Genomic DNA, 15,660 nt, shown 5'->3' with positions numbered 1-15,660 from the left:
AAAATGACGGAGCAAATTTAATTTTCTTAGGAGGATAAGGTTTTGGGTAAGGGAGACAAACAAAAAGACCGTACACAGTTATCCTTAAGAACAGAAATAAGCAATCAAATGAAAGAATTGAATCGGCTTTTGCTGCAAGTGCTGCGGGTGACGCTGCGTTCAATGGGTCTGACCGGCGAAGCGCCGGCGGCTTCCTGTCTGCCTTTATATGAACGCTGGCTGGAAGAAAGCATCCGTCTTTTAGACAGCGATTTTAAAAGCGGTGAAACGGCCGCGGTTTGGGAAGAGTGGCATAAGAAGAAAAACGAATGGCTGAAAGATCCGGATATGAAAGCGCAGGTTCTGCTGGCGGATACCGTCATTCAAGCTTTGCCTGACATTTTAACAGGCAAAATAAAAGCCACTGACGTGATGTTTCCCGATTCTTCAATGGAGCTTGTTGAAGGAATCTATAAGCATAACATTCTCGCTGATTATTACAACGATGTGCTGGCAAATGAAGCGTGTATGTATGTGGAAAATGTAATGAAAAACAATCCTGATGCAAACATCCGTCTGCTGGAGATCGGAGCGGGCACCGGCGGAACGAGCAGTACACTGTTTAAAAAGCTCCGCCCCTATCAAAACCATATTCAGGAATACTGTTATACCGACTTGTCAAAAGCTTTTTTAATGCATGCCGAAAAGGAATACGGCGCGGACAATCCGTATTTGACGTATCAGCTGTTTAATGTGGAGCAGCCTGCGGCGGGCCAGGGATTACATCTGAGAACCTACGATATCGCTATCGCTGCAAACGTGCTGCATGCCACCAAAAATATCCGGAAAACCTTACGGACGGCAAAAGCCGTATTGAAAAAGGACGGTTTGCTGCTTGTTAATGAACTGGGCGGGCATACGCCGTTTACACATGTTACATTCGGCTTATTAGAGGGCTGGTGGCTGTACGAAGACGAGGCGCTGCGGATTCCGGGGTGCCCCGGTCTTTATCCGGAAACATGGAAATCCGTTTTAATAGCTGAAGGTTTCCATTCCATTCAATTTCCGGCTGAAAACGAACGTCTGCACACCCAGCAGATTATCACGGCGAAAAGCAACGGAGTCATCAGGCAGAGCAGGGAAGCTTACACCGCGCAAAAGCGCCAATCAAACGTACCGCAAACATCCTCTGATCGTCAGCTCCCCATCAAACAAGCGGGAGAGGGGCTTTCGGAAAAGACAGCGGCTTTTCTGATAAGGGCTGCGGCAAAAGTATTAAAAATGCCGGCAGAAGAGATAAATCCGCTGGCTCCTCTGGATGAATACGGCATTGACTCTATTCTGATCGTTCAGCTGACGAATGAGCTGCGGGATCTCGTCCCTGATATCAGCAGCACGCTGTTTTTTGAATACCGGACGATAGAAGAGCTTGCCGCATTCTTGGCTGAAACGAAGGAGCGCGAACTGCATGCGCGATTTTCTGAAGAAGTCCGTCATACTGAAGCGGCATCATCCGGCTCTTTGCTTGAAAAAAGCACAGAGTATTTGAAACAGATCGTCAGCGCCATCTTAAAGATGCCGATTGAGGACGTTCAAGCCCATACGCCCCTTGAAGAATACGGAATCGATTCCATCTTAATCGTACAGCTGACCAACCGCGTGCGGGAAGACATACCTGATATCAGCAGCACATTGTTCTTCGAGTATCCGACAATCGGCGGATTAGCGGAATATCTCGTCAGCTCAAGACAGGAAGATATGGCTGGGATTTTCAAGACAAATAAAGAAGCCGAAAAGGCGCCGCACACTTTACAGAAAAAGCAAAGCCGTAAAAAAAGCGCCGGATTGACGAAGCGCCAAGCGGCATCTTTTTCTGAAAAAGCGCCGCCCGCTTCCGAACCGCCGTCAAAACACCTTGAAGTGGCAATTGTCGGTCTTGCCGGACGGTATCCCGGGGCTGAAAATGTTAATGAGTTCTGGGAACGGTTAAAGACCGGTGAACACGGAATCACCGAAATTCCGAAAGACCGCTGGGATTGGCGGGACTACTATGATGAGACAAAAGGTAAGGAAGGCCGGATGTATACAAAGTGGGGCGGCTTTTTAACAGATATTGATAAATTTGATCCGCTGTTTTTTAAAATCTCCCCGAAAGAAGCGGAGCGCATGGACCCGCAGGAGAGACTGTTTCTGGAAACCGCTTATGCGGCCCTGGAGGATGCCGGATATACCCCTGATTCACTATGCGCCGGTAAAAAGGTTGGTGTCTTTGCGGGTGTTATGAACGGCAACTATCCGACAGGGGCCCACTACCACTTTATCCCGAACCGCGTATCCTATGTGTTTGATTTTCACGGTCCGAGCATCGCGGTCGATACCGCATGCTCCTCATCCTTAACCGCCATTCATCTCGCCGCAGAAAGCATCAGAACAGGTGCATCTGAATGCGCGATTGCCGGCGGCGTAAACCTGATTACAGATCCGGTTCATTATATCGGACTTTCTTCTATGAGAATGCTGTCACCGTCAAACGCGTGCAAAGCGTTCGGTGATAAGGCTGACGGGTTTGTTGACGGAGAGGGCGTCGGCTGTATCGTGTTAAAGCCGTTGAAAAAGGCTGTTGAAGATCATGATCATATATACGGTGTCATTAAAGGAAGCGCTCTGAACGCCGGCGGCAAAACGAACGGGTTCACCGTTCCGAATCCGAAAGCACAAGGAGAAGTGATCGCAGACGCGATGGAGCGGGCAGGGATTGACCCGAGAGCAATCAGCTATCTGGAAGCCCACGGCACCGGCACTTCCTTGGGAGATCCGATTGAAATCGCAGGGTTAACCAAGGCTTTCCGCCGCTATACGGATGCAAAGCAATTTTGTTCCATCGGTTCTGTTAAATCCAATATCGGACACCTGGAAAGTGCGGCGGGCATTGCTGCGGTCACCAAAATTCTTCTTCAGATGAAACACGGATATCTGGTGCCGTCGCTGCATTCAAAGCAGCTGAACCCGGAAATTGATTTTGAAACTTCTCCTTTTATCGTGCAGCAGGAAACAGCGGAATGGAGACGGCCGGTCATAGAATCTGAAGGAGTAACACGAGAATATCCGAGAATGGCGGGTACATCTTCTTTCGGAGCGGGCGGTGCAAATGCCCACCTGCTGATAGAAGAGTATGAACCGGCTGAAATGACTTCGGCAGACACCGGCCGTCCGGCGCTTTTTGTTTTATCGGCAAAAGATAAAGACCGCTTGCGCGAGCGGGCTCTGTTGCTGTCGGATGCCGCCGGACACGGAACAATTACAGATGCGAATCTGCTTGACGCGGCATTTACCCTTCAAGTCGGCAGGGTCCCGATGGAAGAACGGCTGGCGATGACAGCGGACTCTGTTTCTGAATTGGAACAGAAGCTGATTGCTTTTCTGAATAATGCTGGTTCCGTAAGCGGGGTGTTTACGGGCCGGAGTGATAGTGCTGTCACGGAGACGGAAGGCACTATCAGTGATTGGATGGAAAAACGTCAATTTGACAGTCTTTTGAATGCCTGGGTTCACGGGACGCCCGTCGATTGGGCATCTTTATATAAAGGCGCGCTGCCGCATCGTATCAGTCTGCCGTCTTATCCATTTGCAAAAGAAAGCTACTGGATGAAGCGGGAAGAACCACAAACAGGAACAACTGAATATGTGCATCCTTTCCTGCATGAAAATACGTCAACCTTGGCGGAGCAAAGCTATCATACATCTTTTACAGGCCGGGAACACGTTTTCCAGGATGTGAGCGGGGAGCGGGTTCTGTCGGCAGCCGTTTATTTAGAAATGGCGCTTGCGGCTTTTCATCATGCGGCAGACAGCTCTGAAGAAAAAGAGATATGGATCCGAACGGCGGCATGGACTGACCCGATTACCGGCGGACATCACGGTGCGGGCGTCAATCTCTCCCTTCTGTCTGAAGACGAGGAAGGCATCCATTATGAAATATACAGTGACGAAGAGAAGCTGCATCATTATGGAATCATCGGACAAGGGAACATACAGCCATCCCGCGTGCTTGATATTGCCTCCTTACAAAAAGACTGCCGCCCGCTGTCATTCGATTATGAAACACCAGGCACATCAGGTGTAACGATCAGTAAGGAGTTCCGCACCGTTGAAAAGCTTTATGCGGGAGAAAGTGCGGTTTGGGCGAAGCTTGCTCTCACAGATGAAAGCGGCCGTAATCCGGGATATCATCTGCCGCCGGAATTTCTGGACGCAGCTTTTCATGTCCTGGCAAAAACGGAGCCGTCAGTCCATATCGTGCCTGAAGCGGTTGAAGAACTGCGCGTCATGCGTCCGTGCTCATCCGGCATGTGGATGTATATTAATAAAAAGAATCAAACCGGCTGTGACATTCAATTTTGTGACGAAACCGGCACTGTCTGCGCAGAAATCAAAGGGATAAGAATGAGACAGCCGTCTCAGCAGGATCACGGGCAAGAGGAACAATCCGAGATGATGATATTTGAAGAAATGTGGAAGCCGCAGCCTCTGAAGAAATCCATTCATGAAGAGCTGAAAACGGTTATCTGTTTTCTTACGGGAGAAGCTGCCAGAAAGCATGCTTATCAGTCTTTACAATCCCTTTATCCGGGAGCCGGCGTGTTTTTTATTTCACAGGGTGAGGAAACTCAAAAGCTTTCAAACACGCATTATCAAATTAAAATCACTGACGGACAAGCATATCAAGAAACGTTTCGGCATATTGAAACGGCTGCAGGCAAAGCGGATGCCGTTTTATATGGATGGCCGCTTGAAGATGAAAAGGCCGTGAAAGACTATTCCATTCTGTATCATGTGATCCGCGCAGCTGCTTCTTTGCGTTCTAAACCGAGGCGGATCCTTCTTTCCGCTCAGTGCGGGAGCGATACCGATATCAGTTACGCCGAGTCATGGATCGGGCTGGAACGGTCGCTGAAACTGATCTTGCCGGAGACGGATACGGCCGCGGTTTATTTTGGACAAAAAGGACCGTTTGAAAAGCTGATCCATAACGTATGTGAAGAACTTCACAGCGAGTCGTTCCGCAGTGTCATGTACAGTGGGGAAATCCGCCACGTCATGGAAATGAAGCAGACGGATATCGCCCCTGTTGAGAAGCGTGTGATAAAGAGCGGAAAAACGTACTTGATTACCGGCGGATGCGGGGGATTAGGCTTGTTATTTGCCGGATATTTTGCTGAAAAAGGACCGGTTACGCTCATTTTGACGGGGAGATCAGAGGCAGACGGCCCGGTGCTGAACAAGATAAAGAGATTGGAAGAATCAGGCGCCAAGGTGTTTTACGTGCAGGCGGATGCCGCAGATCAGGCCCAGATGGAGAAAGGTTTGCAAGAAGTGAAAGAGAAAGGATGCGGGCCGATTCACGGTGTCATTCACGCTGCAGGTCTTCAAGGCACTGAAAGCATTCTGGAGAAAGATCTGCAAACCTTTCAGCAAGTCTTATCGCCAAAAGCGGACGGCACCGCGGTGTTAGATCAGGTTCTGTCACGGGAGCCGCTTGACTTCTTCTGTTGTTTCTCTTCTTCTTCAGCGATTTTAGGAGACTTCGGTTCTTGTGACTACGCGATGGGGAACCGCTTCCAAATGGCTTTTGTCCGTCACCGGGATAAACTTGTGAGCCTCGGACTCAGAAGCGGCAAGTCACTTGCAATCAATTGGCCGCTTTGGAAAGAAGGGGGGATGCATGTCGGCACGGCGGAAAGCACCGATATGTATTTAAAATCAAGCGGACAGCGTTATTTATACACTGAGGAAGGACTCGAAGCTTTTGAAACATTGTTAGTCCAGCCGTCCAGCCAGTATCTCGTCCTGGCCGGTTTTCCGTCGAGGGCCAAACGCTTCCTGCAGATAGATCAAGGCGAACGGCCGATTTCGGGTTCTGTAAACAGGAACGTCCCGTTTTCAGGAAGGCGGAGTGAAATGAAAGGCTTTACACTGGAAGAATGCGTAAGCTGGGATGTGAAAGAACTGGCGGCGGGGCTTTTGAAAATAGACAAGAACAGACTGACGGACGCTGACAATCTGGCTGATTTCGGCTTTGATTCTATCAGTTTGGCGGAATTCGCCTCTTCTTTGTCCGCCCATTACGGAATTGAAGTGACACCGGCCCTGTTTTTCGGACATTCTACACTGGAGAAGGTCGTCCGCTATTTTCTGACGGAACACCAGTCCGTCATGGGGCATGTCTATGAAGAAAAGAAACCTGAATCCGCAGATCAATCTGTCTTTGAAAAGGCAGGAACGGAAAAGCGAAAGAAGCAGAGGGGAAGAAATAAGCTGAACGCCGGAACCGAGGGCAGTCAGGCAGCTGATTCCATTGCCATTATCGGCATGAGCGGCCGATTTCCTCAGGCGCGCACGGCGGACGAGCTGTGGGATATTCTGTTTCAGGAAAAGGACGTTGTCGCACCGGTCGCAAAAAAAGGCTTCACAAGTTCAAAGTGGAAACTCGGCGCTGTACCGGGGGCGGCCGAATTCGACCCTTTATTTTTTGAAATATCGCCGAGGGAAGCTGAAACGATGGATCCGAAACAGCGGCTGCTTCTTCAGGAAGCGTGGAGGGCCCTTGAGGACGCCGGCTACGGCGCCAGTCACATCAAGCAGCAGACGATCGGTATGTTTGTGGGGGCGGAAGAAGGAGATTATCACCTTTTAACACGGGACAAAGGCAATGTCACGTCTCATCATAACGGTATTTTGGCGGCGCGGCTGGCTTATCACTTGAATTTATCCGGTCCTGTGATGGCGATAAATACAGCATGTTCTTCGGGGCTCGTTTCTGTCCATCAGGCGGTATTAAGCCTGCAGAATAAAGAGTGCACAACAGCTGTTGCGGCCGGGGTGAATATCATGAATACCCCGGACTTTTTTGAAACGATAGATAAAGCCGGAATGCTGTCGGAAAACGGGAAATGCTTCGCGTTTGATAAAAGGGCTGACGGCATGGTTCCGGGGGAAGCGGCCGCGGCGGTTGTTCTGAAGCCGCTGAGAGAGGCGGAAAAAGATGGTGATCCGATTTACGGGGTGATTCGGGCGAGCGGCATCAATTATGATGGGAAAACAAACGGAATTACCGCTCCGAGCGGCGTCGCGCAGACCCGGCTGCTTACTTCCGTTTATGACCGGGGCCGTATCAACCCTGAAGATATCGAATATATCGTCACACACGGCACAGGTACAAAACTCGGTGATCCGGTGGAAATTAACGCGCTTTATGACGCATTTTCTGCCTATACAAACGAAGAAGCTTTTTGCGCGCTCACATCAATTAAAACCAATATCGGCCACACGTTTGCCGCGTCAGGCATTGTCAGTTTGATCAGTCTTTTACAGGCGTTCTCCCGTGAAATGATTCCCGCCAGTCTGCATTGCAGCGGGGAAAACCGCTATATCAACTGGGAGAAGAGTCCTTTTTATGTGAATAAAACGGGTAAACCGTGGCCTTCTCTGCCGGGTAAAAACCGAATGGGGGCAGTCAGCGCATTCGGGATGAGCGGAACAAACGCCCATGTCGTTATGGAAAGCTATAAGCGCAGCGTTTCACCTCATCGTGATGCCCCTGCATATTTACTTACTTTGTCTGCAAAAACAGAGGAGGCCCTTCAGGAAAAAATCGAAGATATGATCACTTGGGCGGAAAATGGCGGACTGAAAGAAAATGATCTGGCCCAGCTCAGCTATACGTTGTTAAAAGGAAGGCATCACTTTAACCATCGCGCCGCCATCGTGGTGCAAGATGCTGATGACGCAGTGTATGTATGGAAGCAGGCAAAGCTTAATGAACATCATCCTTATGTGTTTTCGGGAAAAGTACCGCAGCACTTTGCAGGGCGTCAGCATATTCAGGAGCACATAATAGAAGTGCTCGGCAAGTGCAGCGCCTCATATTCTGACCATAGAAAATATCAGGAGCTGTTATGCGTGCTGGCAGATTTTTATTGTCAAGGTTATGAAATCGAAGGGGACTTGCTTTATGGCGGACCTTTGCCGCGAATCGGCAATCTGCCGGGCTACCCATTTGCCAGGCAGACGTATTGGGCGTCCGATCGTCTACAGAGAGAGATTGGAAGCCGGAATTCAGCTGAACGTGAAAAGGTTCACCCGCTGCTCCATGCGAATACATCGACCTTTACCGCCCAGCGCTTTACTTCTGTTTTTTCAGGACACGAACCGTTTTTTGCCGATCACATCGTCAATGGAAAACCGGTGCTTCCGGGCGCGGCTGCTTTAGAAATGACCCGGGCCGCCGTTACACTTGCCGCCGAAGACTTGCCCGGCGGGAAAACGGGTGTCCGGCTCAAACAGATCGTTTGGCTCCGTCCGGTGACGGCGCTTTCTGAAGGAGTGACGCTTCATGTAAAGCTTCAGCCGGAAGAAAACGGAGACATCGCTTTTGAAGCGTATGCCGAAGGAGAAGACCCGCTTGTCTTTTTCCAGGGAAAGGCCGTGCTCGAAGAGACGGAGCGTGCTCCTGTTCTCGATGTAGAAGCGGTTCAGGCGCGCTGCGGCGGCCGTCACTTGTCAAAGGCTGAGTGCTATGAAGCGTTCGACAGCCTCGGCATCACCTACGGACCGTCTCATCAGGCGCTTGACGCCGTCTATGCCGGAAGCGGAGAAGTGCTCGCAAAGCTCACTCTTCCGCCGTCCGCCCGCGAAGAAAAGGAGCCGTTCATCCTGCATCCGAGCATGCTGGACGCCGCCCTTCAGGCTTCTATCGGTCTCGTGCTCTCAGACGGTTCCGCGTCCGGACGGCCGTTTCTGCCGTTTGCCCTCCAGGATATGCAGGTGTTTTCTGCGTGCCGGGAGACGATGTGGGCGGTGCTTTCCTCAGCGGCCGGCGCCTATCATATTGAGCTGTGTGATGAAAACGGCGCGGTATGTGTCCGATTGACGGGGCTCACCGCCCGTTTTCTGGAAGAGGAAACGGAGGAAAAACCGCTCTTGCTTCAGCCAAAGTGGCAGGAATCACCGCCGGATGAAGGCGGCGGACAAGAAGAGTCTTTCAGATACGTGACGCTGTATGGCGGAATGAACGCTGAGGACATAAGCGGCGCCGTATGTGCGGCTGACGGCGAAGGTCCGATTGAAGACCGTTATGATGCCTGCGCGGCGGAGCTGTCAGCGATCGTCACGCGTCTTATCAAAGAAAAACAGAAGAAAAAAACGCTGATCCAGCTTCTTGTCCCCGACAGGGGGGAAGACAATGTATTGGCGGGGCTGGCCGCTTTTCTGAAAACGGCTCACCTTGAACATCCGAAGCTGTACGGCCAAGTCATCCAAGCCGATCCGGACGAGTCAGCCTCGGCGCTTCTTGCCAAGCTGAAAGAAAACCGGGCGCATCCTGAACAAGCGGAAATCCGTTATGAAGACGGCAAACGTCTCGTCAGAAACTGGCGTCCTCTGCCGGCGCCTCAAAAGGGCGCCGTTCCGTGGAAAGACGAAGGGGTCTACCTCCTCACAGGGGGAGCGGGCGGCATCGGACTGATTTTCGCTGAAGAAATAGCCTCCCGCGTCAAAAACGCCGTCCTCGTATTAACGGGAAGGGCGGAAGCGCTTGATGAAGACCGCTCCGCCCGCTTACGGCGCTTGGAAGCGTCGGGTGCCCGCGTATTGTATCAACCGGTTGACGTGACAGACAGGGCGGCGGTCATCGCCCTCGTCCGCGGCATACAGGAGGAGCACGGAACACTCGACGGGATCATTCACGGCGCCGGCGTAATCGCTGACAATTACATTCTGAACCAGACAGAAAACGAACGGAAGACCGTCATGGCGCCGAAAGTGAAAGGGCTTATCAATCTTGATGAAGCAGCGAAAGATGCGCGGCTGGACTTTTTCATTCTGTTTTCTTCCTTGGCGGGAGGCATGGGAAATCCGGGGCAGGCCGGTTATGCGGCAGCCAACGCATTTATGGATGTTTATGCAGCCCGCCGGAACCGTCTCGTGCGGGACAACAAGCGGAGCGGGCAGACCCTGTCTGTCAACTGGCCGCTTTGGGAAGAAGGCGGTATGCGCGTGGACAAAGAGACCGAACGGCTGATGTATGAACAGACCGGAATGAAAGCCATGCGATCGGCCTCAGGCATCCAAGCGCTGTACGCCGCTTTTGCCTCCGGAGAACACCAGGTCATGGTGGCAGAAGGCGACGAAAAACGGATTCGCAGCCATATTTTCGATCTGGGCGAAGAACAAAGCGCCGCCGGAAAAGCTCCGGCAGTGGCAGATGCAAGAGATCTGAAAGATCAGGTTCAAGAGAAACTAAAGCGGCATGTATCAGATCTTTTAAAGGTAAGCATGAAAGATATCGAGGCTGACAGCGAACTGACGGAATACGGATTTGATTCGATCATTTTCACTGAATTTACAAATCTATTAAATCGGTCTTATCAGCTTGAGCTCAGCCCGACTATCTTCTTTGAATTTCCGACATTGCGCAAACTGAGCGGCCATTTGATATCTGAATGGAAAGAAGCATTCAGCGGCTTAGAAAGAGAGCGTTTAAAAACCGCTCCAAAAGCCGGAATAAGAAAAGCTGAAGCTCCGGCGGCCGTTCATGTCAAGCGGGAAACGCCCGTATCCGTAAAAGGAAAATCAGAAGAAAAAACCGAACCGATAGCCATTATCGGAATCAGCGGTATTTTTCCGCAAGCGAAAGACATAGATGAATTCTGGACACGTTTACAAAAAGGAGAGCATTGCATCACAGAAATTCCACGAGATCGCTGGGATTGGCGCGAATATTACGGCGATCCGGCAGCGGATGCAAATAAAACGTCAATTAAATGGGGCGGTTTCATAGATGGAATCGCCGGGTTTGACCCGCTGTTTTTCGGGATATCTCCGAAAGAAGCTGAAATGATGGATCCTCAGCAGCGTCTATTAATGATGTATGTGTGGAAAGCCATTGAAGACGCGGGGTACTCAGCAAAACGGATTGCCGGAACAAAAACCGGCATTTTCACCGGCACACTGGGAAGCGGATATCAAACTTTAATCAATAAGGCGGGTCTTCCTGTCGAGGGGTATACGATGACCGGAATCGTGCCGTCCGTCGGGCCGAACCGGATGAGTTATTTTCTTGATATCCACGGGCCGAGCGAGCCGGTAGAAACCGCTTGTTCAAGCTCTTTAGTCGCCATTCACCGCGCGGTAAAAGCCATTGAAACGGGAGATTGTGATATGGCGGTCGCAGGGGGCGTCAACACGATCGTCACGCCTGAAGGGCATATCGGTTTTCAAAAAGCAGGCATGCTCAGTGAAGACGGGCGCTGCAAAACATTTTCCGATCAGGCTGACGGTTATGTCAGAGGAGAGGGTGCCGGCATGATTGTCTTGAAAAAGCTTTCAGAGGCAGAGCATGACAGGGATCACATCTACGGCCTCATCCGCGGTACAGCGGAAAATCACGGCGGACGCTCAGCGTCACTTACCGCGCCGAATCCGCAGGCTCAGACGGATGTGCTGAAAAGCGCTTATCAAAAAGCCGGTATTCACCCTTCAACGATCACTTATATAGAAGCGCACGGAACCGGAACGGCACTCGGAGATCCGATTGAGATCAATGCATTGAAAAAAGCTTTCCAAACAGACGGGGCGCCGGGCGGATATTGCGGGATAGGCTCAGTGAAGACAAATATCGGACATTTGGAGCTCGCAGCAGGTATTGCGGGCGTTATCAAAGTATTGATGCAGCTGAAACATCGGACGCTCGCCAAAAGTCTGCATTGCGAGAACATCAATCCCCATATCAAATTGAAGGACAGCCCGTTTTACATTGTGACAGAAACAAAGGAGTGGGAAGCGCTGCGTGATGAAAACGGCCGGGTCCTGCCCCGCCGGGCGGGTGTAAGCTCATTCGGTTTCGGAGGTGTCAATGCGCATATCGTTATTGAAGAATACATGGGCAGAAGTGAGACGGAACAGCAGGAAGCCCGTGAGAAAGCGTCATCTCTTTTTGTTTTGTCGGCTAAAAATGAAGAGCGGCTGAAAGAAAGAGCGCGTCTCCTTCGCGACTTTATCAAAAACGGATCATCCCGCCATATCGATCTTGCAGATGCCGCATACACACTGCAGACCGGACGGGATGCGATGGAAGCGAGGCTGGGAATCATTGCAGGCTCCGCAGAGGAACTGACTGAAAAACTGAACGCGTTTCTGATGGGAAAAAACAGCGAAGATATCATCAGCGGCCGTAAAAAACGCGAGAATAACACGATCTCCATGTTCTCAGACGATAAAGACGCTGCTGACCTCGTCAGCGCCTGGCTTGAGAAAAAGAAATACAGGAAAGTGCTGCGGCTCTGGGCAAACGGATTTGACACGGATTGGGAGCAGCTGTATACGGACAGGAAGCCGCGCCGCATCAGCCTGCCCTCCTATCCGTTCAGAGCCGACCGCTATTGGGTGCCGAAACGGGAGCAGTTGCCGCTTTCGAATCAAAAAACAGTATTATTGCAAAAAACATGGGAACCGTGCGAGGCAGTGTCTTCATCCGAGCCGTTCAACAACAAAATAGCGCTCATCGTCTCTGAAGATACAAAAGACCTTGCCGCCGAGGTGAAAAAACAGCTGAATGATGCTGACATTGTGCAGGAAAATCAGCTCATCTCTTTCTTACAGGGTCCGAACGCGGCCATCTATTCCGGGTTTATTGACTTCACCGGCTGCGGCTCCCGACAAAAGCGGCAGGACATCAGCTGGGTGGCATCGCTGCAGCAGCTGATTGAATACGGCCGCGGACAAGAAAACATGAAAATGCTTTATCTTACAAAAGGGCTTGAAGCCTTCAAAAATAAGGCTGCCGTTATGCATGGTATTGAAAAAGCGGGGCTTTATCGCATGCTGCGGCATGAATACAGCCATATTCTCACCTGTCACGCCGATATTGATCCTGAAGGGCCGCTGGAGCAGACAGCCGCTTTTATTAAACAAGAAATTGAATCAGACTTAACGGAGTCTGCTGTTTGCTATAGGGACGGCAAGCGCTTCAGCTATGTTCTTCGGCAGACTGATCAGATTGAACCAGAAGCCGTGCAAACAGACCGGACTGTGTTTCCAAAAGACGCCGTCCTGGTGATAACCGGAGGAACGCGCGGACTCGGCGCTTTATGCGCCAAGCATTTCGTTTCCGCATACGGTGTGAAGAAACTGCTTCTGACAGGCAGAAAGGAGCTGCCGCCGAAAACCGAGTGGGATCTTGAGCAAACAGACCCTGTCGTTTCGGAAAAAATACAGCTTATCCGGCAGCTGGAATCACAAGGCGTAAAAGTGTGCGTCTCAGCAGTTGATCTGACGGATAAGCAGGCCGTCGGACGGCTTATAAAAGAGGTAACCTCAACGCTCGGGCCTATCGGAGGCATTCTGCATTGCGCGGGAATTGCGGACCGTGAAAACCCTGCTTTTCTCCGCAAATCCAAAGACAGTATTGCGCGGGTGCTCGCCCCGAAAGCAGACGGCCTTCACAGTCTGTATGAGAGTGTAAAGGATGGTGCGCCGGCATTTTTCGTCCTGTTTTCATCTGTCTCGGCAGCCGTCCCGATTCTTGCGGCGGGTCAGAGCGATTATGCGATGGCTAATTCTTATATGGACTATTTTGCAGAAAACAATGAGAGCGGCATCATTAGCATACAATGGCCGGCATGGGATGAGACGGGCATGAGCAGGGATACAAAAAGCGGGATATATCAGCAAACGGGATTGCTGAGGCATTCTGACGCGGAAGGTCTCAAGATGCTTGATTACATTTTAAGAAAAAGACCCGGAGCTGTCGTGCTGCCGGCACAAGTGAAACATGATTGGGACGCCAAAGCGCTGGAAAATGCCAAGCCAGCCGCCCATAAAGGAATGAGAACAGCTTCCAAACCTCCTGAAACAAAAAAACGGGAACATAACCGGATTGATATTCAATCTTGGCTGAGGTCGCTTTTGGCAAAAGAGCTGAGTATCAATGAAACGCATATGGATATCGATGTGCCTTTTCAGGAATACGGAATGGATTCTATCTTTCTGGCGCAAGTGCTGACAAAGATCGATCAAAAACTGCCGTCCGTTTCAATTGATCCGACTGTCCTTCTGGAACACCCTACCATAGAACAGCTCGCGGATTATTTAGCCGTACATTGTCCGGAAGCTTTTTCGGCAGATGCAGCAGTTCCCGCGGAGAAGGTCCCTTTGCAGAAGACGCCGAAACGGAGCAAAAAAACGGCAGATAACCCCGGGAAACGGGGAAAGGTTGCGATCATCGGCATGGCCTGCCATTTTCCGGAAGCGGGGGATATAAAAGAATTTTGGAAGAATCTCCGCAGCGGAACGGATGCCGTCACTGAAGTTCCGCCGGACAGATGGAACGCTGGGGAACACTATCAGCCGGGTGAATACCAAGAGGGAAAAAGCATCAGTAAATGGGGCGGTTTTATTCACGATATTGATCAATTTGACCCGGAGTATTTCAATATTTCAGAAACGCTGGCACCGATGATAGATCCGCTGCAAAGGCAGTGGCTCGAAGTGAGCGCGGAAGCTTTGGCCGATGCCGGTTATCAAAAAGAGGATCTCTGGGGCCGCCGTATCGGCGTTTTTGCCGGTGCAAGGGCAGGTGCGTTTCATCAGAAATTTCAATATTTGCAAAAAGACGCGATTATTGGCGCGGGGCAAAATTTTATTACCGCACACATGGCGCACATTTATAACTTTACAGGGCCCAACCTGGTCGTGGATACAGCCTGCTCCAGTTCGCTTACGGCAATTCATTTGGCCGTGCAGGCTATTCAAAATGGAGAAGCGGAAGCGGCCTTTGCGGGCGGGGTTGACATTTTGCTTGATGAAAAACCTTTTCTCACAATGAGCGCGGCGAGAATCTTATCGCCAAATGGCCGTTCAAAATCTTTCGATGCCGATGCGGACGGAACAGGAATCGGAGAGGGCTGCGGAGTGCTGATGCTGAAGCCGCTTGAAAAAGCGATAGAAGACGAAGATAAAATATACGGCGTTATTGACGGCTCTGCGATTAATAATGACGGCAGCACAATGGGCGTGACGACGCCGAATCCCCGGGCGCAGCAGGACTTGATTGAGCAGGCGGTTCAATCAGCGGAAATCGAGCCGGACACCATGACATACGTAGAGACGCACGGAACCGGTACATTGATCGGCGACCCGATAGAATTAAAGGGATTAACCAATGTCTTGTCTGCTTATTCCGATGAAAAACAATTTTGCGGTGTAGGAAGCGTCAAAAGCAATATCGGCCACTTGCTGAGTGCGGCGGGCGCGGCGGGAATCATCAAAGTTTTGCTGGCGATTGCCAATGAAGAACTGCCGCCGACTTTGCATTGCCATAAACCGAACCCCCGCTTCCAATTTAAAGATTCTCCGCTTTATCCTGTGCTTGAGCTGAAGCGGTGGAACGGAAAAAAAGAGATACTCAGGGCCGGGGTCAGCGCGTTCGGTTTGGGCGGGAATAACGCCCATATCATTGTCAGCAACGAAGGAATTCCGAAAGAGCGAAAAGCGGCCATGGAACCGAAAGGCGGCCAGACAGTATACCGAAAACAACGGTATTGGCCTGAAAAAGCACAGTTGTCCGAAGCGGAAGAAAATGAGGCGGGCACAGAAGCAATGTTTGAAATAAGCGAGGTGTGATAG

The 15,660-nt window shown here is 50.9% G+C and carries 1 protein-coding gene; it reads left to right on the top strand.

All coding sequences use genetic code 11. The annotated features are described in order from the left end of the window. The first annotated feature begins 42 nt into the window (after positions 1-42). Positions 43-15,657: an SDR family NAD(P)-dependent oxidoreductase gene (locus NYE62_RS12405; RefSeq protein ID WP_342496969.1), complete on the top strand. Its 15,615-nt coding sequence runs from the start codon at positions 43-45 to the stop codon at positions 15,655-15,657. Positions 15,658-15,660: the final 3 nt, after the last annotated feature.

Source organism: Bacillus sp. FSL K6-2861 (assembly GCF_038630725.1).
Lineage (GTDB): Bacteria > Bacillota > Bacilli > Bacillales > Bacillaceae > Bacillus > Bacillus velezensis.
Note: the sequence above shows the minus strand (reverse complement) of the source record. Positions and strands in the feature narration are given on the sequence as shown.